At 73.4% G+C, this 24,691-nt stretch carries 25 protein-coding genes, 1 tRNA gene, 1 other RNA gene and 2 pseudogenes; 11 read left to right on the plus strand and 18 right to left on the minus strand.

Annotated features, from left to right (window positions below; translation table 11 throughout):
* Positions 1-35 precede the first annotated feature (35 nt).
* Positions 36-1,172, minus strand: coding sequence for a Gfo/Idh/MocA family protein (locus tag IXW69_RS03010; protein WP_194784900.1), 1,137 nt, complete (start codon positions 1,170-1,172; stop codon positions 36-38).
* A 55-nt stretch (positions 1,173-1,227) separates the two neighbouring features.
* On the opposite strand from IXW69_RS03010, the gene IXW69_RS03015 reads away from it, so the two are divergent.
* Positions 1,228-1,309, plus strand: a tRNA-Leu gene (locus IXW69_RS03015).
* A 118-nt stretch (positions 1,310-1,427) separates the two neighbouring features.
* Here IXW69_RS03015 and IXW69_RS03020 read toward each other — a convergent pair.
* Entirely contained in the window at positions 1,428-1,730 is a 303-nt protein-coding gene (locus tag IXW69_RS03020; RefSeq protein WP_194784901.1) for an antibiotic biosynthesis monooxygenase family protein, read from the minus strand.
* A 152-nt stretch (positions 1,731-1,882) separates the two neighbouring features.
* Between IXW69_RS03020 and rph the strand changes: the two genes are divergently transcribed.
* From rph to IXW69_RS03040, 4 genes are all read left to right on the plus strand, one after another.
* Complete coding sequence (rph, locus tag IXW69_RS03025) at positions 1,883-2,668, plus strand: ribonuclease PH (protein ID WP_194784902.1); 786 nt, start codon at positions 1,883-1,885, stop codon at positions 2,666-2,668.
* Positions 2,669-2,679: 11 nt separating this feature from the next.
* Positions 2,680-3,354: an RdgB/HAM1 family non-canonical purine NTP pyrophosphatase gene (gene rdgB, locus IXW69_RS03030; protein ID WP_194784903.1), complete on the plus strand. Its 675-nt coding sequence runs from the start codon at positions 2,680-2,682 to the stop codon at positions 3,352-3,354.
* Between the two features lie 245 nt (positions 3,355-3,599).
* Positions 3,600-4,025, plus strand: coding sequence for a hypothetical protein (locus tag IXW69_RS03035; protein ID WP_194784904.1), 426 nt, complete (start codon positions 3,600-3,602; stop codon positions 4,023-4,025).
* A complete protein-coding gene (locus IXW69_RS03040) occupies positions 4,018-4,335 on the plus strand; it encodes a transcriptional regulator (protein ID WP_194784905.1) in 318 nt (105 codons plus the stop codon). Before IXW69_RS03035 ends, IXW69_RS03040 begins: the two co-directional genes overlap by 8 nt.
* 230 nt (positions 4,336-4,565) lie before the next feature.
* On the opposite strand, the gene IXW69_RS03045 is transcribed toward IXW69_RS03040, so the two are convergent.
* The 5 genes from IXW69_RS03045 to clpS are packed head-to-tail and all read right to left on the minus strand — an operon-like array spanning position 4,566 to position 8,042.
* Positions 4,566-5,090, minus strand: a complete 525-nt coding sequence (locus tag IXW69_RS03045) for a DUF3054 domain-containing protein (RefSeq protein WP_194784906.1) — start codon at positions 5,088-5,090, stop codon at positions 4,566-4,568.
* Positions 5,091-5,132: 42 nt separating this feature from the next.
* A complete protein-coding gene (locus IXW69_RS03050) occupies positions 5,133-5,963 on the minus strand; it encodes an MBL fold metallo-hydrolase (protein ID WP_194784907.1) in 831 nt (276 codons plus the stop codon).
* Between the two features lie 15 nt (positions 5,964-5,978).
* Entirely contained in the window at positions 5,979-6,935 is a 957-nt protein-coding gene (gene murI / locus IXW69_RS03055; RefSeq protein ID WP_228524651.1) for a glutamate racemase, read from the minus strand.
* A 31-nt stretch (positions 6,936-6,966) separates the two neighbouring features.
* On the minus strand, positions 6,967-7,722 hold the full coding sequence (locus IXW69_RS03060; RefSeq protein ID WP_194784909.1) for a DUF2017 family protein: 756 nt from the start codon (positions 7,720-7,722) through the stop codon (positions 6,967-6,969).
* Positions 7,722-8,042 (minus strand): ATP-dependent Clp protease adapter ClpS, encoded by a 321-nt coding sequence (gene clpS, locus IXW69_RS03065; RefSeq protein WP_194784910.1) that lies wholly within the window; start codon positions 8,040-8,042, stop codon positions 7,722-7,724. Before clpS ends, IXW69_RS03060 begins: the two co-directional genes overlap by 1 nt.
* A gap of 273 nt (positions 8,043-8,315) precedes the next feature.
* Between clpS and IXW69_RS03070 the strand changes: the two genes are divergently transcribed.
* Entirely contained in the window at positions 8,316-9,713 is a 1,398-nt protein-coding gene (locus tag IXW69_RS03070) for a nicotinate phosphoribosyltransferase (RefSeq protein WP_194784911.1), read from the plus strand.
* Positions 9,714-9,839: 126 nt separating this feature from the next.
* Here IXW69_RS03070 and IXW69_RS03075 read toward each other — a convergent pair whose 3' ends face one another.
* The 8 genes and pseudogenes from IXW69_RS03075 to IXW69_RS03105 all read right to left on the minus strand — a co-directional run bounded on the left by IXW69_RS03075 (position 9,840) and on the right by IXW69_RS03105 (position 16,578).
* On the minus strand, positions 9,840-11,657 hold the full coding sequence (locus IXW69_RS03075) for a DEAD/DEAH box helicase (protein ID WP_194784912.1): 1,818 nt from the start codon (positions 11,655-11,657) through the stop codon (positions 9,840-9,842).
* Positions 11,654-12,040 (minus strand): DUF3039 domain-containing protein, encoded by a 387-nt coding sequence (locus IXW69_RS03080; RefSeq protein WP_194784913.1) that lies wholly within the window; start codon positions 12,038-12,040, stop codon positions 11,654-11,656. Before IXW69_RS03080 ends, IXW69_RS03075 begins: the two co-directional genes overlap by 4 nt.
* 123 nt (positions 12,041-12,163) lie before the next feature.
* Positions 12,164-12,934: a glucosamine-6-phosphate deaminase gene (nagB, locus tag IXW69_RS03085; protein WP_194784914.1), complete on the minus strand. Its 771-nt coding sequence runs from the start codon at positions 12,932-12,934 to the stop codon at positions 12,164-12,166.
* A 176-nt stretch (positions 12,935-13,110) separates the two neighbouring features.
* Complete coding sequence (locus tag IXW69_RS11495) at positions 13,111-13,830, minus strand: hypothetical protein (RefSeq protein ID WP_228524607.1); 720 nt, start codon at positions 13,828-13,830, stop codon at positions 13,111-13,113.
* A gap of 86 nt (positions 13,831-13,916) precedes the next feature.
* Positions 13,917-14,681, minus strand: a complete 765-nt coding sequence (locus IXW69_RS11500; protein WP_228524608.1) for a hypothetical protein — start codon at positions 14,679-14,681, stop codon at positions 13,917-13,919.
* A gap of 151 nt (positions 14,682-14,832) precedes the next feature.
* Positions 14,833-15,425 (minus strand): annotated as a pseudogene (locus IXW69_RS03095) (ABC transporter ATP-binding protein); the annotation flags it as partial.
* 126 nt (positions 15,426-15,551) lie between these two features.
* Positions 15,552-16,187: a cation transporter gene (locus IXW69_RS03100; RefSeq protein ID WP_323745142.1), complete on the minus strand. Its 636-nt coding sequence runs from the start codon at positions 16,185-16,187 to the stop codon at positions 15,552-15,554.
* Positions 16,188-16,293: 106 nt separating this feature from the next.
* Entirely contained in the window at positions 16,294-16,578 is a 285-nt protein-coding gene (locus IXW69_RS03105) for an HU family DNA-binding protein (RefSeq protein ID WP_194784915.1), read from the minus strand.
* A gap of 323 nt (positions 16,579-16,901) precedes the next feature.
* On the opposite strand from IXW69_RS03105, the gene IXW69_RS11860 reads away from it, so the two are divergent.
* From IXW69_RS11860 to IXW69_RS11980, 4 genes are all read left to right on the plus strand, one after another.
* A complete protein-coding gene (locus tag IXW69_RS11860; RefSeq protein WP_267240538.1) occupies positions 16,902-17,699 on the plus strand; it encodes a FadR/GntR family transcriptional regulator in 798 nt (265 codons plus the stop codon).
* Positions 17,700-17,894: 195 nt separating this feature from the next.
* Positions 17,895-19,928, plus strand: a complete 2,034-nt coding sequence (locus IXW69_RS03115) for a solute carrier family 23 protein (RefSeq protein ID WP_194784917.1) — start codon at positions 17,895-17,897, stop codon at positions 19,926-19,928.
* Positions 19,929-20,124: 196 nt separating this feature from the next.
* On the plus strand, positions 20,125-20,394 hold the full coding sequence (locus IXW69_RS12165) for a DUF1206 domain-containing protein (protein WP_407646519.1): 270 nt from the start codon (positions 20,125-20,127) through the stop codon (positions 20,392-20,394).
* Positions 20,343-20,846, plus strand: a complete 504-nt coding sequence (locus tag IXW69_RS11980; RefSeq protein ID WP_407646520.1) for a DUF1206 domain-containing protein — start codon at positions 20,343-20,345, stop codon at positions 20,844-20,846. Before IXW69_RS12165 ends, IXW69_RS11980 begins: the two co-directional genes overlap by 52 nt.
* 87 nt (positions 20,847-20,933) lie before the next feature.
* On the opposite strand, the gene IXW69_RS03130 is transcribed toward IXW69_RS11980, so the two are convergent.
* On the minus strand, positions 20,934-21,749 hold the full coding sequence (locus tag IXW69_RS03130) for an LLM class flavin-dependent oxidoreductase (protein ID WP_194784919.1): 816 nt from the start codon (positions 21,747-21,749) through the stop codon (positions 20,934-20,936).
* Between the two features lie 29 nt (positions 21,750-21,778).
* Between IXW69_RS03130 and IXW69_RS03135 the strand changes: the two are divergent.
* Positions 21,779-22,072: pseudogene (locus IXW69_RS03135) on the plus strand (NAD(P)-dependent oxidoreductase); the annotation flags it as partial.
* A gap of 484 nt (positions 22,073-22,556) precedes the next feature.
* Here IXW69_RS03135 and ssrA read toward each other — a convergent pair.
* Positions 22,557-22,927: a transfer-messenger RNA gene (gene ssrA, locus IXW69_RS03140) on the minus strand.
* A 199-nt stretch (positions 22,928-23,126) separates the two neighbouring features.
* On the minus strand, positions 23,127-24,347 hold the full coding sequence (locus tag IXW69_RS03145; protein ID WP_194784921.1) for a DUF2207 family protein: 1,221 nt from the start codon (positions 24,345-24,347) through the stop codon (positions 23,127-23,129).
* Positions 24,348-24,691 lie beyond the last annotated feature (344 nt).

The raw sequence follows: 24,691 nt of genomic DNA on the forward strand, positions 1-24,691 counted from the left end.
CCGCGCGCCGCTGTGGGCCGCGGCCGGCGACGGCGTCACTCCCCCGGGTAGCGCACCCCGAGACGGCCGCGGACGGCGTCGAGAATCTCCATGACCTCGAGCGTCGTCGACCACGGCACGGTGGCGGACTCGGTGCGTCCGGCGGCGACGCAGCGGGCGACCTCGGCCGCCTGGAGCTGGAAGCCGCCGGGCAGGGTCGCGTCCCAGACGGCGTTGACGCGCGCCTTCCCGCCCTCGCCGTCGACGACGACGCGCAGCGGGGCCGGGCGGTAGAACTGCTGGGCCCACACGATGCGCCCGCCGGTGGCGTCGACCTCGCCGCTCGTGGCGCTGCGCGCGTCCATGCCGGAGGCGGCGACGCCGGTGGCCCGCGGGTAGTTCAGGGTGACGCCCTCGTCGAGGTCCACGCCCGCCTCGGTGAGGTGCCCGACGGCGTCGACGCGCTCGGGCGCCCCGAGGAGGGAGTGGATCCACGAGACGGGGTAAACGCCGAGGTCGAGGAGGGCGCCGCCGGCGAGCTCAGCTCGGGCGAGGCGCGGCACGTGGCTGATCGGCTGGTAGTGGTCGGCGCGCACGTACCGGGGCTCGCCGATGAGCCCGGAGGCCAGGACGTGGCGGGCGAGCACCTGGCCGGGGAGGAACCGGGTCCACATCGCCTCCATGGCGAACAGGCCCCGCTCGCGGGCGAGGTCGAGGACGGCGCGGGCCTCGGCGGCGTTGCGCGTGAAGGACTTCTCCACGAGGACGGGCTTGCCGGCCTCGAGGGCGAGGCGGGCGTGCTCGGCGTGGAGGGCGTGCGGGGTGGCGACGTAGACGGCCTCGACCTCGGGATCCTCGACGAGCTCCTCGTAGGAGCCGAGCGCGCGGGCGGGCTCGATCCCCTTCACCGGGTGGTCATCGATGAAGGCCTGGGCGCGGTCGCGGTCCCGCGAGCCGACGGCGACGACGCGGGCAGAGGACCAGGCCTGGGCGTCGTGGTAGAAGGTGCCGGCGATGCCGCCGGCGCCGATGATGCCCCAGCGCAGGGGCGGGGCGTCCTGCGGCTCGGGGACGGCGTCGGCGAGGTCGAAGGGCGCGCCCGCCTCGGCCAGGGCCGCGAGGAGCGGCTCGGGGAGGGGCGGGAACGCCTCGATGGTGCGGGTTCCGGGGGCGGGGGCGTGGTCGGCTGCCATGGGACGAGCCTATGCACCGGGTCCGGCCGCCGTGGGCGGTAGGCTGGGCGGCCGAGCGCGAGTGGCGGAACTGGTAGACGCCCCAGGTTTAGGTCCTGGTGCCTTCGGGCGTGAGGGTTCGAGTCCCTTCTCGCGCACCGCTCGGCCCGTCTCCGACCCCGCCGCGCGCCCCGCCGCCCCCGTCGCCGAGATCGGGACATCGTGACCTCGAGATCGGGACATCCTGGCCTCGTCTCGCGCCGCCTCGCGGCCGCTTCACTCCCCCGCGGGCTCGTCCTGGACGACCTCGAAGCCGAGCAGCTCGACGCTCATGCCGCGCGCCTTGTCGCCCTCGTGGCGGCCCTTGGGGCGCCCGTCGGACCAGGCCTGGAAGGCCTCCTGGCTCTCCCACCGCGTGATGACGAAGTAGCGGGACTCGCCGTAGACCGGGCGCAGCAGCTCGAAGCCCTCGAAGCCCGGGGCAGAGTCGGTGGAGTGGGCACGGGCGGCGAAGCGCTTCTCGATCTCGGCGCCGGCGCCCTCGGGCGCGGTCAGGGCGGTGATGTTGACGAAGGACACGGGCGTCTCCTTGGTGGTGACGACGTCGTCGGCACGGTACCGGCCGACGGCGGGGCGCCGTCGTCGGCGACCCCGGCCAGGCTAGCCGCCACGCCTGGGCGGAGCACGGGGCCGCCCGGACCCGCCCCGCACGCGCCGGGTAACCTGCGGGCATGGCTTCTGAGTTCACCCGCAAGGACGGGCGCGCCGTCGACGAGATGCGCCCCGTCACCATCACCCGCCGCTGGCAGGAGCACGGCGAGGGCAGCGTCCTCGCCGAGTTCGGCCGCACGCGCGTCCTGTGCGTCGCCTCCTTCACCGAGGGCGTGCCGCGCTGGCGCAAGGGCAGCGGCGAGGGCTGGGTGACCGCCGAGTACGCGATGCTCCCCCGCGCCGGCTCCGAGCGAAGCGGCCGCGAGTCCGTGCGCGGCAAGGTCGGCGGCCGCACCCACGAGATCTCCCGCCTCATCGGCCGCGGCCTGCGCGGCATCATCGACGTCGCCGCGCTCGGTGAGAACACGATCGCCCTGGACTGCGACGTCCTCCAGGCCGACGGCGGCACCCGCACCGCCTCCGTCACCGGCGCCTACGTGGCCCTGGCCGACGCCGTCGCCTGGGGCACGGAGCGCGGCCTCATCAAGGCGCGCGCCGGCAAGCCGGTCCTGTCGGACTCCCTGTCCGCGATCAGCGTCGGCATCATCGACGGCGTCCCCTGCCTCGACCTGCCCTACGAGGAGGACGTGCGCGCTCAGACGGACATGAACGTCATCCAGACCGGCTCCGGGAAGTTCATCGAGGTCCAGGGCACCGCCGAGCACGCCCCCTTCGACCGCGACGAGCTCGGCCAGCTGCTCGACCTCGCCACCAAGGGCAACGCCGAGCTCGCCGAGCTGCAGAAGCGCGTCCTCGCCGGCCCGTCGGGCGAGCCCGTCACCGTCCGCAGCGCGGACCTGGTCTGAGGGCGGCGAGCATGAGCACGACGACGTCCGCTGACCGGGCCGCGGTGCCCGACGGCGCCCGGCTGGTCCTGGCGACCCACAACCCCGGCAAGCTCTCCGAGCTGCGCGCCATCCTCACGCCGCTCGTGCCCGGGCTCGAGCCGGAGGCGATCATCTCCGCGGCCGCGCTCGGCACGCCGGAGCCGGTCGAGGACGGACTCACCTTCGCCGAGAACGCCCTCATCAAGGCGCGCGCGCTCGCCGAGGCGACCGGCCTGCCCGCCGTCGCGGACGACTCCGGCCTGTGCGTCGACGTCCTCGGGGGTGCGCCGGGGATCTTCTCGGCGCGCTGGTGCGGGCACCACGGCGATGACCAGGCGAACCTCGACCTGCTCCTGAACCAGGTCTCCGACGTCGCAGACCCGCACCGTACGGCGCGATTCACCTGCGCCGCGGTGCTCGTCGTGCCGGGCGCCGAGGAGCCGACCGTCATCGAGCGCTCCATGGAGGGCCGGCTGCTGCGTGCGCCGATCGGGGAGGGCGGCTTCGGCTACGACCCGATCTTCGTCCCCGTCCAGGAGGACGAGGCCGGCGCCGCAGGCCGGACGACGTCGCAGATGAGCGCGGAGGAGAAGAACGCGATCTCGCACCGCGGCCAGGCCTTCCGCGACCTGGCGCCGGTGCTCGCCGAGCTCCTCGCACGCTGACGGCAGCGGGCCCGAGACGAAGGGTCACCGTCCTTCTCACCCCGCCACCTCTTCACGTCGAGCTCGTACCTTCCGTCTCGAGACCACCGCCCTTGCTGGTGGTCTCAGATCGCAAGCTACGAGCTCGACGGCGTTCATCGCTCGCCCCGGTCGGCGCCACCCCCTTTACTTTCCGCTCCGGAAAGCAGACACTTTCCGCATATGAAAGGACAGTGATCGCGGTGGAAGCTGACGCCGCTGAACAAGTGACACCGAACAGCGCCCGCGCCGACCTCGCCGTCCTCGACGAGGTCGAGGCCCGGTACGCGCACTGGCACCCTCCTGCGTGGGCCACCCTCATCGCTCCCGCGGTGTACGGCCTCACCATGACCGCGCTCGTCATGCAGAGCTGGTGGGGCCTCCTTCTCGTCCTCCTCGTCGGTATCCCGGTGCAGGTCCTCGTCGACATCCACTTCGGCCGTCCGCGTGGGACCCGGCGGCGCCTCGCGGAGCTGCCGAGCGGATCGCGCCGGTGGCTCTCGCAGAGCCACTTCGTGTGGATCTTCATCGCTCCGACCCTCATGAACCTCGAGGTGCCGCACAAGCCCGTGCTCGCGTGCCTTGCCGGCCTCGCCGCGGCAGTCCACGTCTGGTTCTGCCTGCGCTGGTCCCGGACGGACGCCGATGCTTGATCCCGTCATCCACCCGGTCAACCGGCTGCGGATCTGCGCCGTCCTGCGCTCGGTGCACGCGCTGAGCGACGGCGGCCGGCTCCCCAACGGCGGCGAGATGCGATTCAGCGCCCTGCGCGACGCCGTCGGGCTCTCGGACTCCGCGCTGTCGAAGCAGCTGAGCGCCCTCGAGGAGGCGGGCTACGTGGCGCGCCACCGCGACTACGGCTCGATGCGCGGCAAGGACATCGTCTGGGTGTCGCTCACGCCTGCCGGCCTCGCCGCCTTCGAGGGGCACGTCGCCGCGCTCCGAGAGATCGCGGCGCAGTAGCCCTGGGCCTGGGGCCGGTGCGCGACCGGCGCACGACCCTGGCCGGCCTGGCACCAGCACCCGCGTCGAACACGTACCTTTCGCGTCGATCGCGGTGCTCGCAGTACCGACCTCGGCGCGAAAGGTGCGCGTTCGACGAGGTCAGCCCGACCGCCCCGTCTTCTGACCGAACTCAGCGCGCCACACGACCGAATTGAGCGGTGGGGCGTTCCGTCGGCTGGGATCAGGGCTCAGGTGTCCCGATCTCGCGGTTCAGATGTCCCGATCTCGACGTTCTGCGCCTGCTCGGCGAGACGGCGCTGGATGCCGCGGGGCGTGAGCGACTCCTGCGCCTTCGCGAAGCCGTAGAGCCAGCGCCAGCCCAGCAGCGCGATCGCTCCACCGACGACCAGCGGGGCCGCCTCGTGCAGCGCCACCGCCGCGCCGAGCAGGAACGCCCGACGCGCCAGCCACAGCGCGCACACGACCACGAGCACGACGACCCCCTCGGGCACCGGCGACTCCAGGTGGTCCCCGTCGCGTCGCGTGAAGCCCCAGGCCACGAGCCAGCCCCACACGAGCGAGCCCAGCCCGTCCCGTCCGAGGCCTCCGGCGACGGACATGTCGTGCCCCGACGCGGCGACGAGCACCGCGACCAGGACGACGGCGACGACGTCGGCCGGGACGACGAGCCACCAGCGCGTCCGCCTCCCGCGCGTCCACGGGCGGTCCGGCCCGTCGGGCACGGCGGGCGTCCAGCTGATCGGCTCCTTCACAGCGCTGAGCCTACGAGCGCCGCCGCCCCGCGAACCGGGACCTCAGATCTCCCAGGAGGCGCCGGCCGTCGCGGCCTCGAGCGGGCCGTCGTAGACCTGCGCCGCCTCGGCGAGCGGCACGTCGTGCTCGGTCCAGGGCTGGATGTGGGTGAGGACGAGAGCACCGGCGGGGGCGCGGCCGCCCTCGCCGCTCGTGCCGGCCGCCAGCTCGCCGGCGCGCTTGCCGGTGAGGTGCATGCCGCGCAGGGTGTCGCGCCCCTCGACGAAGGCCGCCTCGGACAGGAGGAGGTCGACGCCGTCGGCCATGGCCTCGATGCCGGGGCACAGGTCCGTGTCCCCGGTGAAGGCCAGCGACACCGTGCGCGGCGAGCCGTCCTCGCCGGCCTCCTCGCTGGGGCCCTCGACGCGGTAGCCGTAGGCCTCGACGGGGTGGACCGCCTCGAAGGGCGTGATCGTCATGGGACCGACCTGGACGCTCTCCCCCGGCACGGCGGTGCGGAAGGTGAACTCGGTCGAGTAGGTCTCCGACGCCGGGGTGCCGTCGACGCCGTTGAGGCGCGGCAGCAGCTCGGACGGGCCCAGGGTGAGGACCGGCCCGAGAGCGCCCTCGGGGTACCAGCGGCGGAACACGTGCATGCCGACGAGATCGACCATGTGGTCGGCGTGGCAGTGGGAGATCGCCAGGGCGTCGAGGTCGCGCGGGTCGACGTGGTTCAGCATCTGCCCCATCGAGCCCGGGCCGAGGTCGAGGACGACGGACCAGGTGCGCTCGAAGCCGTCGGCGTCGGTCCCGCGCGCCTGCACGAGGTAGCTGGACGCGGAGGACTCGGGCCCTGACATGGAGCCGGTGCAGCCGATGACGGTGAGCTTCATGGATCTCCTCGGGGATCAGGAGGGTGGGACGGGGTCGGGGAGGTCGGGGGTCTCGGACGCGGTCGACGCGGCCTGGGACGGGCTCGCGGCGGGTGCGCCGCCGCCGAGCGCGCCGTCCCGGTCGGCGACGAGGCGGGCCGGGGCGGGCGCGTCGGAGGAGAAGACCATGTGGGTCGAGCCGGGCACGAGGTCGGCACGGGAGACGCGCCCGACCTCGGGGCCCAGGAATCGGCGGGCGAGCACCGCGAAGGACTCGGGGTCCCCGGTGGAGCGGAACTCGTGGCGGGGCGCGGGCGCCTCGGGGTCGCGCAGGACGTCGCGGCGGGCGAGCTCGCGGTAGACGTCCTTGGCGGTCTCCTCGCTGGAGGTGACGAGGGTGACGTCCTCCCCCATGACGTAGGAGATGGGGCCGATGAGCAGCGGGTAGTGGGTGCACCCCAGGATGAGGGTGTCGACGTCGAAGTCGCGCATGGGAGCCAGGTACTCCTCGGCGGTGGCCATGACCTCGGGGCCGGTGGTGATCCCGCGCTCGGCGAGCTCGACGAAGCGCGGGCAGGCCTCGGAGAAGAGCTGGACGTCGGGGACGGCCTCGAGGGCGTCCGAGTACGCGCGCGAGCGCACGGTGCCCTGGGTGGCGATGAGGCCGATGCGCCCGTTGCGGGTGACACGGGCGGCGGCGCGTGCAGCGGGGTGGATGACCTCGATGACGGGGACGCCGCGCTCCTCGGTGTAGCGGCGGCGGGCGTCGTGCAGCACAGCGGCGGAGGCGGTGTTGCAGGCGATGACGAGCATCTTGACGCCGGCGTCGACGAGCTCGTCCATGATGCCGAGGGCGAGGCTGCGGACGTCGGAGATGGAGCGCGGCCCGTAGGGGCTGTGGGCGGTGTCCCCGATGTAGAGGATCTGCTCGCCGGGGAGCTGGTCCATGACCGCGCGCGCCACCGTCAGGCCGCCGACTCCTGAGTCGAACATACCGATGGGCGCGTCATTCACGCGCCCCAGACTATGAGCGGGCCTCCGGGTGGAGGAGGACGGCCACCAGTGATTCCTGCCACCAGGTGATCATGTCGTAGGCGAGGGCCAGCCCGCGGCGCCAGCGCGTGTCCTCGTCCTCCCCCTCCGGCGCGTCCTCGTAGGCGAGGGCGTGGACGTCGTCGGCGTCCTCGGCGTCCTCGATGCCGAGCCGCTCCGCGAGCACGAGGCGGGCGTCGTTGAGGGCGCCGAGCCAGCTCCCCTCCTCACCGCGGCGCACGAGGACGGAGCCGGCCTCGCCGGTCGGCTCGAGGAGCTCGGCGACGACGCCCTCGAGCCGCTCGTGCTTGAGGGCTCGAAGGTGGCCGCGGGTCATGCCGACGACCTCCACCGCGACGTCGGGGTCCTCGGAGGCGTCCGGCAGGAGCACCTCGAGGAGCGGTGCCAGGGAGGCCGGGACGCCGCCGGCCAGTGAGCGGGCCGCGGCCGGCCCGGCGTCCTCGGGGTCGGGCGCGGCGAAGTCGAGCGAGGCGAGCACGGCGGCGTCCTCGGCGCTCTCGCCGTCCCGGGCGACGGCGAGAGCGGGCCGCCCGGCACCTTCGGTCGTGCTGCTCCCCCAGTCGGTAGCGTCATGCCCGCCGCGCTCCGCCCTCGCGTCACTCTCGACGGGGCTCCCGGCGCTGGCGAGAACACCGCCGACCTGGTCGAGCAGCCCGGCGATGAACTCGCGCTCCCAGGCCTCCAGCCCGGAGGTCCAGCCGTCGGGGACGGGGACGAAGCCCCGCATCAGGCAGCCTCGTCGGCCGCGCCCTCGGCGGCGACGGGCTCGATGGTGGCGCGCAGGCCGTAGGAGTGCATGGCGGTGACGTCGACCTCCATGCGCTCACGGGCGCCGCGGGAGACGACGGCGCGATCGGCCGTGTGGACCTCCATCATGCGCCGCTCGGCGAGAGGAAGGGGGAAGCCGAAGTAGGTGTGGAAGACCCACACGACGTAGTCCATGGTGTTGACCGGGTCGTCGTGAACGACGGTGCACCACTCCCGCGCGAGGTCGAGGCGCTGGTCCCGCTGGGTGACGGGTTCGGCGACAGGGGTCCGGGGAGGCATGGGGCAAGGCTAGCGGCGCTCCCCTCCATGACGACGGACGGGAGGGGCCCCGCGGGTCACAGGACGGCAACGGCGCCGTGAGGTGGGACTCGCCGTCACTGGGACGCCCGATGCGAGATCCCGCGCACGCCACCGGGTCACCCGGCTCGTGCCCCCGGTATCCGGCGGAGGCGCGGACCGGAGAGCGCAGGCCGGAGCCGCGTCCCCGTGCGGGCCAGAGTGTGCGGGCCGCGCCCACCCTCCGGGGCGCGTCCGCACGCTAGGGTCACTGTCATGACAAGCCGCCCGGCCCCCGCCCCGTCCGCCACCCCGTCACCGAGCACCTCGCTGCTGACGGACATGTACGAGCTCACGATGCTCCAGGGCGCCCTGCGCTCGGGCCGCGCCGAGCGGCGCAGCGTCTTTGAGCTCTTCGGCCGCTCACTGCCCGCCTCGCGGCGCTTCGGCGTCGTCGCCGGCACGGGCCGGCTCCTGGACGCCATCGAGGCCTTCACCTTCACCCCGGAGCAGATCGACTTCCTCCACCGCACCCACGTCGTCGACGACACGACCCTGGACTACCTGCGCGACTACCGCTTCAGCGGGAACGTCCGCGGCTACGCCGAGGGCGAGTGCTACTTCTCCGGCTCGCCGCTCCTCACGGTCGAGGGCACCTTCGCGGAGGCATGCATCCTGGAGACCGTCGCGCTGTCGATCTTCAACTACGACTGCGCCGTCGCCTCGGCCGCCTCCCGCATGACGATCGCCGCCCACGGCCGACCCTGCGCCGACTTCGGCGCGCGCCGCGCCGAGGAGCAGGCCGCCGTGGCCGCCGCCCGCGCCGCCGTCGTCGGCGGCTTCACCTCGACCTCGAACCTCGAGGCCGGCATGCGCTACGACATCCCCACGGTGGGCACCTCAGCCCACTCCTTCACGCTCCTGCACGACTCCGAGGCGGAGGCCTTCGCGGCGCAGGTCGCGGCCCTCGGCCCGGGCACGACGATCCTCGTCGACACCTACAACATCGAGCGCGGGATCACCCGCGCCGTCCAGGCCGCGCGCGACGGCGGCGGCGAGCTCGGCGCGGTCCGCCTCGACTCCGGCGACCTCGTGGCCGAGGCCTTCAAGGCCCGCAAGCAGCTCGACGACCTGGGCGCCACGAGCACGAGGATCACCGTCACCAACGACCTCGACGAGTACGCCATCGCGGCGCTCGGAGCGGCCCCGGTCGACTCCTACGGCGTCGGCACGAAGCTCGTCACCGGCTCCGGTCGCCCCACGGCGGCGCTCGTCTACAAGCTCGTCGAGCGCGTCGACGACGACGGCGTCATGCAGGAGGTCGCCAAGTTCTCCGCGGGCGGCAAGGCCACCGTCGGCGGGCGCAAGTGGGCCGGACGCGTCCTGGACGCCAGGGGCACGGCCGTCGAGGAGCTCGTCGTCTCCGCCCGGGAGGAGGGCGAGGCCCTCGCGGCGCTCGAGGAGGCCGGTGCCCGCCCGCTCCAGGTGGACCTGGTGAGGAACGGCGAGATCGTCGAGGAGCACCGTGGGCCGCAGGCCCTCAAGGCCGCCGCCGAGCGCCACCGCGCCTCGCGCGCCGAGCTGCCCTACGACGCCTGGCGCCTCTCGGAGGGCGAGCCGGCCGTCCCGACGCGCCACCTCGACCTCGACGGCCGCAAGACGCTTCAGGGCTGAGCCACCGCCACGGGTCCCTCCGCGGCGGCCCGGGCTGCCGACGGCCTCCCAGCACGACGACGTCGCCCGTCTCCCCACGTGGGGAGACGGGCGACGTCGTGCTCGAGCCGGACCGGTTCCAGGCGCTCAGCGCTTGCCGACGAACCAGCGGCGGAGCGTCTGGACGCGCTTCTCGATCTGCTCGGTGGAGGCCTGGGCGACCTCGGGGCCGCCGCACACGCGGCGCAGGTCGTTGTGGACGACACCGTGGGGCTTGTTGGTCCGGCGCGCCCAGGCCGCGACGAGCTGGCTGAGCTCCTTGCGGGCGGCCTGACGGCGGCGGGCGTCATCGACGCCGGAGTTGGCCCGGCGCTGCTTGGCGGCTGCGGCCTCGCGCTTCTGGGAGGCGATCTGCTTGTCCTGGCGCTGGCGCAGGAGGGCGGTCACCTGCTCAGGCTCGAGCAGGCCCGGCAGTCCGAGGTACTCCTGCTCCTCGACGCTCCCGACCATGGCGCCGGTGCCGAACTCGCCGCCGTCGAACAGGACGCGGTCGAACTCAGCGGTGGAGCCCATGGACTCGTAGCCGCCCAGGAGGTCGTCGGAGGCCTTCTCCTCCTTGTTGGCCTGCTCGATGAGGCTGTCCTCGGCCCAGCCGAAGACCTCGTCCTCGTTGGAGGCGGGGCGGCCGAGGACGTGGTCGCGGGCGACCTCCATCTCATTGGCCAGGCCCAGGAGGGGCGTGACCGTGGGCAGGAAGACGCTGGCGGTCTCGCCGCGGGCGCGGGAGCGCACGAAGCGCCCGACGGCCTGGGCGAAGAACAGCGGGGTGGAGGTGCTCGTCGCGTAGACGCCGACGGCGAGGCGGGGCACGTCGACGCCCTCGGAGACCATGCGCACGGCCACCATCCACCGGTCGGTGGACTCCGAGAAGGTCTCGATACGGCTGGAGGCGCCCGAGTCGTCGGACAGGACGACGGTGGGCGACTCGCCGGTGATGGCTCGCAGCTGCTTGGCGTAGGCGCGGGCCCTGGTCTGGTCGGTGGCGATGACGAGGCCGCCGGCGTCGGGGACCTGGCGGCGCACCTCGGTGAGACGCTGGTCGGCGGCGGCGAGGACGGCGGGGATCCACTCCCCCGTCGGGTCCAGCGCGGTGCGCCAGGCCTGGGCCTCGAGGTCCTTGGTGAGGGGCTCGCCGAGCCGGGCGGCGACCTCGTCCCCGGCCTTGGTGCGCCAGCGCATCTCACCCGAGTAGGTCATGAACATGACGGGGCGGACGACGCCGTCGCGCAGCGCGTCGGAGTAGCCGTAGGAGTAGTCCGCCTTGGAGCGCTTGATGCCGCCCGTCTCCTCCGTGTAGCGGACGAAGGGGATGGGCGAGGTGTCCGAGCGGAAAGGCGTCCCCGTGAGCGCGAGGCGTCGCCGGGCGGGTGTGAAGGCCTCGCGGATGGCGTCGCCCCAGGACAGGGCGTCGCCGCCGTGGTGGATCTCGTCGAGGATGACGAGGGTGCGGGTGCGGTCGGTGCGGGCCCGGTGGAGGTTGGGGTTGGCGGCGACCTGCGCGTAGGTGAGGGCGACACCGTCGAAGCGCGAGCCGAGCGCCCCCTGGCTGTTGGTGTAGCTGGGGTCGATGTGGATGCCGACGCGCGCAGCGGCCTCGGCCCACTGGTACTTGAGGTGCTCGGTGGGGCACACGATGGTGACCTTGTGGGCCTCGCCCGCGGAGAGGAGCTCGGTGGCGACGCGCAGAGCGAAGGTCGTCTTGCCGGCGCCGGGGGTGGCGACGGCGAGGAAGTCCTGCGGCCCCTCCGCCAGGTACTTCTCGAGGGCGGCGGCCTGCCAGGCGCGCAGCGGACGCGACGTGCCCCAGGCAGCACGCTGCGGGTACGCCGGGGAGAGGTTCTCCGCGGCGAAGATCGAGGGCTGGTGCGGGTTGCTGGACGCCTGGGAGCCTCGCGCGGGGCTCACTGACCGCCTCGGCCGAAGGGGAAGCGGGGACGGCGCGGTCCCTTGGAGCCGTCGCCGCCGGACTGCATGTCGTTGTAGATCTGCTTGCAGGTGGGGCAGACCGGGTACTTCGACGGGTCGCGCCCGGGGGTCCAGACCTTGCCGCACAGAGCGACGACGGGGCGTCCCGTGGCCGCGGCGGCAGCGATCTTGTCCTTGCGGACGTAGTGGGCGAAGCGGTCGGCGTCGCCGTCGTCCGTGGGCTGCAGCTCCTCGCGCTCGAGGACCGCGGTGCCGGTGGAGGCGCCGGTGGCCGGGTCGGAGAGCGGGCTGCCCGGCTCGCTCGGGCCGCCGGGGGGGCCGGGGTCGGCGCTGTCCTGTGGCTGCTCGAGGGGATCGCTCATGGGCGCCAGTGTAGGTCCCGGCGCGGACGACTCCCCGGGCGGCCCCCTGTGGTGACTCTCTCCCCGGAGACGCTGGACGGGGTCGCGCGGGATGAGGCGGTTCACGGACCGACCGACAGGCGCTCAGGCGGCGGTGACGACCCGGCCGCAGCTTGTCAGGCCGCTGGCAGCGGCGGGGTCGAGGAGGATGAGGGCGTCGTCGTGCTGCTGGAGGACGCTCGCAGGGAGGTCCTCGCTCACGGGCCCGTCGACCATGGCGGCGACGGCGGAGGCCTTGCCCTCGCCCGTGGCGATGAGGACGAGACGGCGGGCCTCCATGATGGTGGCGAGGCCCTGGGTGAGGCAGCGAGTCGGGACGGCGTCGACGTCGCCCTCGAAGAAGCGGGCGTTGTCGCGCCGGGTGGACTCGGCGAGCACGCCTACGTGGGTGCGCGAGTCAAGCGGGCCGCCGGGCTCGTTGAAGCCGATGTGGCCGTCGGAGCCGATGCCGAGGATCTGCAGGTCGCAGTACCCGGCGGCGGCCATCGCGTCCTCGTAGCGGCGGCACGCGACTTCGAGGGCGTCGGCGTCGGCTCCAGCCGGCGCCTCGGGTCCGTGGAGGCTCTCCGCGGGCAGGTCGGTCACCGTCTGGAGGTGGCGCTCCATGAAGGCGTGGTAGCGCTCGGAGTGGTCATCCGGCAGACCGACGTACTCGTCGAGCATGAAGGCGGTGACGCGGGCGAGGCTGAGACGGCCGGAGGAGCACCGGCGGGCGAGCTCCTCGTAGAGGGGCAGGGGGCTGGAGCCGGTGGCTGTCCCGAGAACGGCGTCGGGGCGCTCAGCGAGGACGCCCTCGATGAGGTCGGCCGCGCGCTGGGCGATCTGCTCCGGGCTGTCGAGGACGACGATCTCCATGGTGGACCTCCTGCTGCTCGGTCCCGCTCGGGCGGGTTACTCGGAGCCTAGGCGTCGCACCCACGTAGAAGCAATATTCTGCGCACCTCTACATGATTTCATTCATTTTCGATCGCGACTGTGACTTTTACGAGCGTTTCTCGCGACACACCCGTCACTTCCGATCACAACACCCGTCAGGTGAGCTCGTGGCCAGGCCATGTGCGGACCGTGGCGAGCACACGCGCACCGCGCGCGTCGAGGAGTCGCCCACCCTGCACGACGCCGATACAGCTCAGTCCCGCGCCCCAGGCGACGCCGCCGACGAGGAGCACCCAGCCCCAGCCCCACGCCCCGGTGACCGCGCCAGCGATGAGCCCGGCGACCGCGGGGAGGGCGGCCGCGACGACGACGAGGAGCCCAGCCATCTGGACGAGGACTGCGACGAAGGCGGTCCCGGAGGTCCGCGAGCGCAGCGGGCTCTCCCCCGGCGGGTTCGTCTCGTAGGGCAGAAGGACGCTCATGACGCTCGACCAGGCGAGCGCCGCCCCGTCCAGGGCCGCCGTCAGTCCCAGCACCGCGGGCAGGGCGTACCAGGCTCCTGACCACGCCGACAGGCCGAGCCCGACGGCGAGGACGAGGGGCACCTGCCAGGCCATGAGCGCGACGGCACGACCGAGACGGTCGTCCCTCCCACGAGCCCCGGAGCTGAGGTGGAGCCAGAGCGCGGTGGAGTCCATGCCGAGGTCGTCGTGGATGGCCCAGCCGCCGATGACCGCGATGAGCAGCAGCGCGGCAAGGACACCCGCGCCCGGAGACCCGGTCCCCGCGGGCCCGACCGGCACCTCGACCCCGCTCGCCCTGTGTCCCGCCATCGTCGAGACCGCCACGACGAGCCCGACGGCGACGACGCTCACGGCCTGCGTGAGGTAGCGCGGGTCGGTCCGCCAGTAGCGCAGGCACCGGGCGGCGACGGCGGCCGCGGGCGAAAGCAGTACCCGCGTCAGGCACCGGTGCCAGGGCAGCACCCCGTGCGCGAGACCGCGCGCTGACTCGGCGGGAGCGTGTCCAGACCGACCATTGAGGCGGGCCCTGGGCCAGCCACGACGGTCTCCGCGTAGGCGCGCGCTCCGCCGGCCGTCCGGGCCGGCCCCGTCATGACGCGGGCGACGACGCGCTCCCACAGGGGCAGCAGCGCCGCCGGGAGCGCGATCGCTCCGAGGGCGAGGAGGACCGCGAGCACGGGCTCCCCGAGGGCGAGGTAGCCGGGTGCGGCCAGGGCCCAGCCGAAGGGCGTGAGGCCCGCGACCCGACCCGCGGTGGCGAGGCGTGCGCCGTCGAAGTAGCCCGAGGCGGCGGCCGTGGAGACGAGGCTCGGGGCCATAGACATGGCGAGCATGAGGACGACCCCGATGACGGCGACGCCGTCGCGCCCGCGCCTGGAGCCCGTCAGCCCGGCGCCGATGACGACGACGCGGCTGAGCAGGACGCAGGTGGCGAGGGCGGCGGGGGCCATGAGCACGGCGAGCAGCGCCGGGCCCGACTGCCCCGCGAGCGCCCACGTGAGCGCGGGCAGCAGCGTCCCCAGCCCGGTGAGGATCCCGGGCAGGCCGGCTCCGGCGCCGACGGCGAGAGCGCGGGCGAGGCCCCGCGAGGGCACCGTCCGCGCGGCCATGGCGTGTGGGTCGAGGGCCGAGTCGAGGCCCGTGAGGAGAAGCGGCAGCAGCGTCCAGGCGAGGACGGCGAGCGCGCCGACGGCTGCGAGCACCGTGGCGATCGCCTCGGTGGAGGCGCGGCTTCCCAGCGCCGCGGCCCCGCTGACGGGGACACCAGCACCGCGAGGCCGTAGAGGCCCCCGATGACGGCGGTGACGATCATCCACGGGCTGCGGGTGACGGCGTTGAGGGTGAGGCGCCGCCTCAGTCGGACGAGGGTCGCAACCACGACAGGCCCTCCCTCGCCGTCGGGGCGCCCACGAGCTGGGCGAAGCGGTCCTCGAGGTCGCGGCGCCGTCGGCGACCTGCGCCGTCGTGCCGGCGGCGACGACGATCCCGCGGTTGATGATGGCGACGTGGCCGCAGAAGCGCTGCACCGTGGCCATGACGTGGCTGGAGATGATGACGGTTCCGCCCGCCCCTGCGAAGTCCCGCAGGATCCCCTGGATCGTCTGGGCGGAGACCGGGTCGACGGCCTCGAAGGGCTCGTCGAGGACGAGGACGCTGGGCGAGTGGACGAGGGCGCAGGCGAGGTGGACCTTCTTGCGCATGCCGGCGGAGTAGTCGGCGACGAGCGTGGTGCCGGCGTCCCACAGGCCGAGGACGTGGAGGAGCTCGGTGGCGCGCGGGGCAACTGTCTCGCGGTCGAGGCCGCGCAGGCGCCCGGAGTGGGCGACGAGGTCGAGGCCGCTGAGTCGGTCTGAGGTGCTCAGGCCGTCGGGCAGGACGCCGAGGAGCGCCTTGGACCGGGTGGGCTCAGCCCAGACGTCGACGCCGTGGACGAGGGCGGTACCGGCGACGAGGTCAGGGCCGGGAGGGATCTTGCTCATGGGGCGAGGCTATGAGCCGGGCCACGGACGCACTTCACCCCCGGGAACGAACAGGGGTCGTCCGCGCGTCGGACGCGTCTCGGCCAGCGCCCCTCAGGCCCGGCCGGCGCAATCCTCCTCGTCCTCCTCGTCCTCCTCGCCCTCAGCGGCCTCCCAGACCTCCCAGGCGGCGTGGAGACCGAGCAGGATCATGAGGGCGCCGGCGACGGCGTCGGGCAGGACGGAGCCCGTGGCCGCCGTGAGGGCACCGACGACGACGACGAGAACGTTGATGAGGACGTCGTTGCGGGCGGCGTACCAGGCGGCCGCCGTGAGCGAGCCCCCGCGCGAGCGCACGCGCACGAGAGCGAGGGCGCAACCGAGGTTGACGACCGCGGCACCGACCGCGGTGAGGGTGAGAGCGCCCGCGGCCGGAGCGACGGGGTCGCCGAGCTTGCCGATGAGCTCCCACCCGGCGACGGCGGCCGGGACGAGGACGATGACGGCGAGGACGCGCCCGGTGACGCTCCGCCGCTGGGCGCTCCAGCCCAGGGCGAGGGCGACGAGCAGGTTGATCGCCGCGTCCTCGCCGAAGTCGGCGGCGTCGGCGAGGAGGGAGACGGAGCCGATGCGCAGTCCGACGGCGGCCTCGAGCAGGCCGTAGAGGAGGTTCGCGAGGGCGACGGCCAGGATGACGCGACGCAGGGAGCGCACGGGGCGCGCCGGGCTCGGGACGGAGGGAGTGCTCACGGCCCGATGGTGCCCAGTGCCGGCTCGGAGACAGCGCGAGGCGCGCCGTCCCGGTCGGGACGGCGCGCCTCGCGGCGATTGGGGAGCGGCGCCCCTCAGGCCCGACTCACTTGGAGGAGACAGCCTTCTTGAGGACGGAGCCGACGGTCAGCTTGACGCCGTAGCCGGCCGGGATCTGGATCTCCTCGCCCGTGCGGGGGTTGCGACCGGTGCGAGCGGCGCGCTCGACGCGCTCAACGCCCATGAGGCCCGTGATCTTGACGGCCTCGCCCTTGGCGACGGACTCGACGAGGACGTCCTGGAAGGCGCCGAGGAAGGCGTCGGCGTCGGTCTTGGTGAGGCCGGCCTTCTCGGCGATGGCGGCGATGAGCTCGGTGCGGTTGACGGACATGTATCTGCCTCTCGATCGTGGGTCGGCACCTCTGGCTCGGTGCCGCTGGCGGCAACGCTATGCACAAACGGGCCGTTTTGTCAGATATGACGGCGATTTCTCCGGCGTGGCGCCTCGTCTTCACCCGAGATCTCGCACCCTGAGTCACACCCGCCACACACGCATCGGGGCGCGTGCGGAGCCGCCCCAGCGCGCCGCGGACACGGCTCAAGGGCGTCAGTACCGGCCGACGCGAGGCGCCGTCCCTCCGGAGGAAGGAGGGCGTCCGGGTTGCCTCTCCCGTTCGGCCCCGCCGACGCCCGTAGGCGGTCACAATGGCAGTCATGCGCACCGCCCGAGGCTCGGGCGCGGCCTCCCGCACCCAGGCACAGGCCGCGCAGAACGCCATCCGCTCCTACATCCTGCGCGACCACCTCGCCCCGGGCGACCCCCTGCCGACCGAGGCGCGGCTGTGCGAGGAGCTGGGAGTCTCGCGCTCGAGCGTGCGCGAGGCCGTCCGCACGCTCGCGGCCCTCGACATCGTCGAGGTCCGGCACGGCCACGGGATGTTCGTCGGTTCGGTCTCGCTGCGCCCGGCCGTCGAGTCCCTCGTGTTCCGGGGGCTCCTGAGCCCGGGCGAGGACCTGAGCAGCCTGCGCGAGGTCATGGCGACCCGCACCGTCCTGGACGAGGCGCTCGCCCCCGAGCTCGTCCGCGCGTGGGCCGCACAGCCGGCAGGAGGCCTCCTCGCCCTCGAGGAGGCCGCCGCCTCCATGGGCGGTCCAGGGTGGACCTCCCCCAGAAGGCCTGCCGTCACCGAGGGCGACGTTCCGTCCACCGGCTGCCTCCTCACCACCGCGCACCGCTTCCACGAGGTGCTCCTCGCGCCCCTCGGGGACGAGCCCCTCCTGGCACGCCTCTCCCAGGCCGCCGCCGAGGTCGCCCTGCGCACCGCTCCCCCGGAGGCGGTCCGCCTCGTCCCTCCGGACGAGCGCGTCGCCCGCGCGCACGCCGCGATCGTCGAGGCGCTGCGAGGGGCCGACGTCGAGGATCTGCGCGGCGCCCTGCGCGAGCGCGACGCAGCGCTGGCCGCGCTCGTCGAGGACTCCGGGCACCAGGCCGCGCGCCCCGCGCGCTCCTGAGCCGCCCGCGCTCGACACGCCCCGTCACGACCCTCGCTCCGGGAGCGCGAGAAGGCGCCTCCACCGGCGTGCCCTCGCGCGGGTCGCCCGTCCGGCCGCAGAGCCCCCCCACCAGCGCGATTCGTTCGCCCGCGTCGCACGAGCGCAGAATGCTCCGGTCCCCTCCACCGTCCCCGGACCCCAGGAGCACCACTCATGGCTCAGGACACCCCGGGCTCGGCCGCCACCGCGGCCCACGCCTCCGGCCCCTCATCGACCGTGCCGTCGAGCGCCACGCTGACGACGCACCGCCCCAAGGACCCCGTCGACGCCGTCCCCCCGGTCGGCCGCCTCACCGTCCTCGGCATCCAGCACGTCCTCGCCTTCTACGCCGGCGCCGTCGTCGTCCCCCTCGTCATCGCCTCCGGGCTCAAGCTCGACGGGATCACGACGGTCCACCTCATCAACGCCGACCTGTTCACTTGCGGCATCGCCTCGATCATCCAGTCGGCCGGACTCGGCAAGCACATCGGCGTCCGGCTGCCCCTCATCCAGGGAGTCACCTTCACCGCCGTCTCGCCGCTCATCGCGATCGGCCTGGCCGCCTCGGGCGGCTCCGGCGGCACCGCGGGCCTGGCCGCCATGTACGGCTCGATCATCGCCGCGGGACTGGCCACCTTCATCGCCGCCCCGTGGTTCGCGCGCCTCCTGCGCTTCTTCCCGCCGGTCGTCACCGGAACGCTCCTCACGGTCATGGGCACGACCCTCATGAACGTCTCCGCCTCGGACATCGTCTCCTGGGGCACGAACGCCACCGCCGGGCAGGACGCCACGGCGCTCACCCTCAAGGGTCTCGCCTACGCGATGGGCACGATCGCCCTCATCGTCCTGGTCCAGCGCGTCTTCAAGGGCTTCATGGCGACGATCTCGGTGCTCGTCTCACTCGTCACCATGACGGTCGTCGCCTGGGCGCTCGGGGACGCGGACTTCTCCGGCGTCTCCCAGGCCCACGCCTTCGGCGTGACGACGCCCTTCTTCTTCGGCCTGCCGACCTTCCCGGTGACCGGCATCGTGTCCATGCTCATCGTCATGGCGGTCACCGCCGTGGAGACCACCGGCGACGTCTTCGCCACCGGCGAGGTCGTGGGACGCCGCATCACGCCGCGGCACATCGCGAACGCCCTGCGCGCGGACGGCCTGTCCACCATGCTCGGCGGCGTCCTCAACTCCTTCCCGTACACCTGCTTCGCGCAGAACGTCGGCCTCGTGCGGCTCACGCGCGTGCGCTCACGCTGGGTCGTCACCGTCGCGGGCGCGATCATGATCGTGCTGGGGCTGCTGCCCAAGGCCGGCGCCGTCGTCGACGCGATCCCCACGCCCGTCATCGGCGGGGCCTCGCTCGCGATGTTCGCCTCGGTCGCCGTCGTCGGCATCCAGACGCTCGGCAAGGTCAACATGCACGACACCCGCAACGAGGTCATCGTCTCGACCTCCATCGGCCTCGCGCTGCTCGTCACGTTCCAGCCCGGCATCGCCTCGATGGTGCCGTCCTGGCTGTCCATCATCTTCGGCTCCGGCGTCACGATCGGTGCGCTCACCGCCGTCGTCCTCAACCTCCTCTTCTTCCACGTGGGTCACCAGGAGAGCACCGACGTCGCCCTCGTCGACGGCCGTGCCGTGAGCGTCGAGGACGTCAACGCCATGGACCGCGGCACCTTCGTCGAGACCTTCTCGCGGCTCCACGCGGGCGCGCGGTGGCCGGCCGAGCGCGTCTGGGAGCACCGCCCCTTCGCCTCCACCACCGACCTGCGCCAGGCCTTCGAGGACGAGGTCCTCGCCGCCTCCCCGGCCGAGCAGGAGGAGCTCATCGCCGGCTACGACGACGTCGTCGACCTCCTCGTGCCGGCCTCCGGCCGCGAGCAGGACGAAGCGGCCCGCCAGGCGCAGCTCGACACGGCATCCCTCGCCCTGGCCGACATGAACGACGCCGAGGAGGCCGAACTGCGGGCCCTCACCGACGCGTACCACGAGAAGTTCGGTCGTCCACTCGTCATGTGCGTCGCCAGGGTCGCGGACCGCGAGCGGCTCGTGTCCGCCGGCTGGAAGCGCGTCGAAGCATCGCCCGTCCGCGAGGCGCGCACCGCCATCGGAGAGGTCGTCGACATCGCCGACGAGCGCTTCGACGCGATGGTCGCGGACGCGAACCCGATCCGCTCGGCCTGGACCCGGAAGTTCGAGCAGCTCGACTGAGCCCGGTCGCCCGGCCGCAGCCGGGCACGGTGACGTCGGCCGGTCCCCCGCGGGGATCGGCCCACGTCGTGCTGGACGGCTCGCGGGAGGCGCGGCCCGGGCACCGGCAACGCCTCTCCGGCCCTCACCCCGACGTGTCCCGCTCCGCGCTCTACGCTTGCCCGATGAGTGACCACCCCGGTGGGTCAGCCTGAGCATCGCCAGAGGCTCCGGCGGGGGCGCGGGAGGCTCAGCGGACCAGTCGGGAGCACTCGCCGAGCTGGCCCAGGCGCCAGGCGGAGCGGTCGTTCTCGGTCTGGGAGCTGTCGCGATGGTCGCGCTCGCCGTCTTCTACCCGCTCGACGCGGTCGTCGGGGACGGTGCGAGGCGGGCGGGGACGGTGCGAGGCGGGACGGCGCTGAGCGCTGGGGCTCGATCGTCAAGTCGGCCGGCAAGGGGGGGGTCGTCTGCCTCGCGCTCGCGGTGACGGCCGCCCGGTTCGCCCTCGGCAGCCGCTCGAGCTCGAGCGACCAGACGCAGTCGGCCACGTCAGGCCTCCTCGGCTCTGGGGCCGGTCGCGCCCTCGTCGTCGTCGCCGGACTCGTCGTCATCGGCGTCGGCGCATACCACGTCTACAACGGCACCACGCAGCGCTTCAAGCGGGGCCTCTCCCCCAGCGGTGACGCCCAGGTCGGGCGGGCGATCACGCTGACAGGCGCCGTCGGCTACGTCGCCAAGGGCCTCGCCCTCGCCGGCGTCGGGGCGATGCTCGTGTGGGCCTCGGTGAGCACGGACCCGGGCAAGGTCCGCGGGATGGACGCCGCCTTCCGCGAGATGAGCAGGCTCCCGGCTGGGAGCGTCCTCCTGGGCGCAGCGGGCGTCGGCTTCATCCTCTACGGCGCGTACTCGGTCCTCAGGGCCCGCTACCAGGAGATGTGAGGCCCACGCCCTAGACGCGATGACGTCGGCCGTCTCCGCCGTAGGGGCCGGCCGACGTCGTCGTACGCGGGGGGGGGCGAGGTGCTGTCAGGCCGCGTCGTCGACCATCTCGCGCACCATCGGGGCCGCCCTAATCCCCAGCAGCTCGATGGAGCGCAGCTGCGCCTCCTGGGAGCCGAGTCCGATCTTGAGGTCGAAGGTGTCGGCGCCGAGCGCCAGCATCGCGTCGGCGGCCTTGCGGGCGACGGTCTCGGGAGAGCCGACGAAGAGGGCGCCGTGGGCGACCTCGTCGTTGAATCGCGCCCGGGTCGTGCGGGGCCAGCCGCGCTCGGCACCGACGCGGTTGTTGTTGGCGGCGTACTGCGGGTAGAAGGCCTCCGCGGCCTCCTCGTCCGTGTCTGCGACGAGGCCGGGGCTGTGGAAGGCGATGGAGCTGTCCTGGGCGTGGCCGAACTCGTCCTGGGCGCGTCGGTAGAGGTCCGCGAAGGGGACGAAGCGCTCGGGTGCGCCGCCGATGACGGCCAGGCGCAGGTCGAGGTCGTCGTAGGCGGCGCGAACGACGGACTGAGGAGAGCCGCCGACGGCGACGGCGAGGGGCGGGACGGAGCCGGCGGCGTCGAGCGGCGGATACAGCTCCTGCTCGCGCAGCGACTGGGCGAGGTCGCCGTCCCAGGTGGCGGGGCGCTCGCGCCAGAGCCTCACGAGCATGGCGAGCTTCTCCTCGAAGAGGCCCTCGTACTTCGAGAGGTCGCAGCCGAAGAGCGGGAAGGACTCGGTGAAGGAGCCGCGTCCGACGGTAAGCTCCGCGCGTCCCCCGGACAGGGCGTTGAGCGTGGAGATGCGCTCGTAGACGCGCACGGGGCCGTCGGAGGACAGGACGATGACGGCCGCCCGGCCTCGCACGGAATACCGCGCACGACCAGCACGGTTCCCACGGCATGATGATCAGGACCGCGGGCATCATCGGAGCCGGCAAGCTGGGGGCCGCCGTCGGGAGGCTCGCCGCCGCCGCAGGTCTCACCACCCTCGTCACCGCGCACCCCTCGTCCCTTCTGCCGGTCATCGTCGGGTCCGTCCTGCCCGAGGCCGAGCTCGTGAGCTGGGACCGCCTCACCGAGCCCGAGGAGCGCGCCGACGTCGTCGTCCTCGCCGTGCCCGCAACCGCCGTCGCGGACCTGGACCTCTCCCACGTGCGCGGCACGATCATCGACGCGACGAACCCCTGAGAGACCACGGGGACCGCCGGCACCCCGACCGGTGCGCCGCCCACCGCGACGGACCGCTACCCCGGCAAGCACGTGGCCCGCACCCTCAACCACGTCTCCTACGAGGAGCTCATCGACTCCGCGCGCCCAGGCTCCGAGGGCGGGACCCGGCGCGTCCTCGGCGTCGTCTCCGACGACCCCGAGGCCCAGGCGACCGCGAGCGAGCTCGTCGACCTGCTCGGCTTCGGCGCCGTGGCCGTGCCGCCCGAGCACGCCGGGCTCTTCCGCCCTGACGGCCGACTCTTCGGCGCCTGGCTCGACGCCGAGCAGCTCGCCACCGCCGTGGCCCGACACGCACCCCGCGGGACGGCGCCCACCAGGGGGGCCTCACTCGAGGCGTGGCGCGGCGCGAGCCGCACCGACGTGCAGGTGGGCTGGCACGGCGCGCAAGGCGCACGACGAAGGCCCGGCCACCTCCCCTCAGGGTGGCGGCCGGGCCGTTCACAGGTGGAGATGCGGGGAATCGAACCCCGGTCCGACGGTGGTGCAACAGGACTTCTCCGGGCGCAGCTCGCTAGCGATTTTCTCAGCCCCGACGTCTCACACGAGCAAGGACGCCGACGGGCTCAGTCACGTAAGAGTCCCGAGGCCCCCCGTGACATGGGGCCTCAGCAGTGGCTCCCTAGATGACGCCAGGAACCGGGGCGGAAGCAGTCCCCGGGCTGACGGACTTCGAGGCTCGCTCAGGCGGCGAGGGCGAAGTCGGTGCGAGAGTTATCGGCACCTATTGGTTCGCACAGAGCGTTGACGAGATGACTGTGCATCCTCGACCCGCTTCTCCTGAACCCACGACCGTCGTCGAAACCGATCATCCCCTGTGGAGTTGTCACCCGGTCGGCGCCGGAGCGTCGGAGCCGGGGAACGTGCCCGCGTGCGGGCGGCTCCTTACTGTACCAGCGCGGCCCGGCCGAGTCACTTCGCGACGGCCGCGCCCGACCTCGTCTGACAGGTGTCGGACACGAGGGAGCCCCGACCCTCCTGGCAGGAGCAGGGCTCCAGGCTCGTGGAAGCCCGCTCAGGCGAGCACGGACATGCCTCGCAGGTCGGAGCCAAAGCGGATCTCCTCCGCGGCACGGCGTCCGACGGCGTTGACCGCGTCCTCGGTCGACTCCGTACCAGTAAGCGCCCAGGCGGGCCAGAGGGCGAGCCAGTCGTGACCCCGACGCACGCCGGCGGCCTCGCCTCGGCCGAGCGGGCCGTCGACCTCGGTGGCGGGGACGGCGATCGCGTAGGCGTTGGCCCAGGTGAGCGCGGACGCGGCGCGCCCCTCGCGCAGGTCGGCGACCGCCTCGACCGTGGAGCTGCGCAGGAGGTGGGCGCGGTGTGCCTCGAGCTGATGAACGGTGGTCGCACCGGGAAGGGTGAGGACCGGGACGACGTGGCCGAGCTCGGCGACGACGAGGCCGGCCACGACGACCGGCGCCGCCCACAGCACGGACAGGCCGTTCATCGCGAACAGTGCGGCGATGAGGAGCGCACCGGCGGCGATGAGCGAGCCCGCCAGACGCATCCGGGAGACCATGGCGCGGCGGGGCAGGCGGTAGTAGCCCTCGGCGATGGCAGCGCGGTCGATGGCCACGACGCCTCGGGCGACGACGTCCCTCCAGGCCTCGGCGTCGCGCGCCGGGGCGACGGTGCCGCCGTGCGCCGCGAGGGCGGCAAGGATGCCGCGTTCGAGGTCGCTGGGCTCGTCGTCGCCGGCGGTGAGGCGGACGGTGAGCGCCCTGAGGCGGTCGACGCCGGCGACCGCGGAGCCGACGCAGTCCTGCTCTAGTCGCACGTGACCACGACGGGCGAGCTCGACGATGGAGGTGACGACGTCGCGCTCGGTGGCGCCGTCGGAAAGGAGGGCACCGCCGACGCCGGGGTGGAGGCCCAGGGGGGCGCGCCCGGCGACGAGGACGCCGTCGATGGTCTGGGTGGCACCCGGAGTGGCCCACGCGTCCCGCTCGAGGCGGCGGCGGCGCGCCCCGACGCGGCCGGCGAGGGCGCCGGCGATGACGCTGGAGCCGAGGACGGCCCAGGTGACGGCCCAGCGGGTGGAGGTGAGGACCTCGACCCAGGGTGCGTTCGAGGTCTCGGCGAGCGGGGCGCGGGTGGCGCCGCGCAGGGCGGCAGCGGGAGTCCCGTTGAGCAGCCACAGGGCCGCGACGGCGAGGCACGCGATGACGACGGCGTGCGCGGCGAGGTCGGCGCGGGCGATCGAGGTCGCGCGGTCGTTCGTGGACGGACTCACTGAGAGCTCCTCATAGTTTTTGGGGGATTCGTCAAACGCCATGTGTTGGCGCTGCTAGGACCCTACAAGCGCCGCTGTGATGACAGCAGGGCGGACACCCCTTCTTGCGGTGCGTTGCAGCAATGCGACGTCACCGTGACATCATGGAGACAGAGCCGTTTCGTACGCCATGACTTAGGTCCCAGACATTCGGGGCCCCTGCGGGGTAGACGAGGGTGACGCGGCATTCACCCGTCACTCACCCACGTCTCACCTGGTCAGATCCTCGCGTGCGGCCCGGGTGGGGCCTCGGTCACAGGAGGGGGTGAAGCGCCGAATTCACCCGGGGGGGGGTGAACGGCGAG

The organism is Actinomyces haliotis, assembly GCF_015355765.1.
Taxonomy (GTDB): domain Bacteria; phylum Actinomycetota; class Actinomycetes; order Actinomycetales; family Actinomycetaceae; genus Actinomyces; species Actinomyces haliotis.

Bases quoted from the DNA above. Each gene is read 5' to 3' on its own strand.
- IXW69_RS11860 (WP_267240538.1), top strand. From the start codon at position 16,902: ATGCGCACCGCCCGAGGCTCGGGCGCGGCCTCCCGCACCCAGGCACAG.
- nagB (WP_194784914.1), bottom strand. From the start codon at position 12,934: ATGGAGATCGTCGTCCTCGACAGCCCGGAGCAGATCGCCCAGCGCGCG.
- IXW69_RS03060 (WP_194784909.1), bottom strand. From the start codon at position 7,722: ATGCGGGGCTTCGTCCCCGTCCCCGACGGCTGGACCTCCGGGCTGGAG.
- IXW69_RS03105 (WP_194784915.1), bottom strand. From the start codon at position 16,578: ATGTCCGTCAACCGCACCGAGCTCATCGCCGCCATCGCCGAGAAGGCC.
- IXW69_RS03010 (WP_194784900.1), bottom strand. From the start codon at position 1,172: ATGGCAGCCGACCACGCCCCCGCCCCCGGAACCCGCACCATCGAGGCG.
- murI (WP_228524651.1), bottom strand. From the start codon at position 6,935: ATGTTCGACTCAGGAGTCGGCGGCCTGACGGTGGCGCGCGCGGTCATG.
- IXW69_RS03050 (WP_194784907.1), bottom strand. From the start codon at position 5,963: ATGAAGCTCACCGTCATCGGCTGCACCGGCTCCATGTCAGGGCCCGAG.
- rph (WP_194784902.1), top strand. From the start codon at position 1,883: ATGGCTTCTGAGTTCACCCGCAAGGACGGGCGCGCCGTCGACGAGATG.
- IXW69_RS03080 (WP_194784913.1), bottom strand. From the start codon at position 12,040: ATGAGCGATCCCCTCGAGCAGCCACAGGACAGCGCCGACCCCGGCCCC.
- IXW69_RS03070 (WP_194784911.1), top strand. From the start codon at position 8,316: ATGACAAGCCGCCCGGCCCCCGCCCCGTCCGCCACCCCGTCACCGAGC.
- rdgB (WP_194784903.1), top strand. From the start codon at position 2,680: ATGAGCACGACGACGTCCGCTGACCGGGCCGCGGTGCCCGACGGCGCC.
- IXW69_RS03040 (WP_194784905.1), top strand. From the start codon at position 4,018: ATGCTTGATCCCGTCATCCACCCGGTCAACCGGCTGCGGATCTGCGCC.
- clpS (WP_194784910.1), bottom strand. From the start codon at position 8,042: ATGCCTCCCCGGACCCCTGTCGCCGAACCCGTCACCCAGCGGGACCAG.
- IXW69_RS03115 (WP_194784917.1), top strand. From the start codon at position 17,895: ATGGCTCAGGACACCCCGGGCTCGGCCGCCACCGCGGCCCACGCCTCC.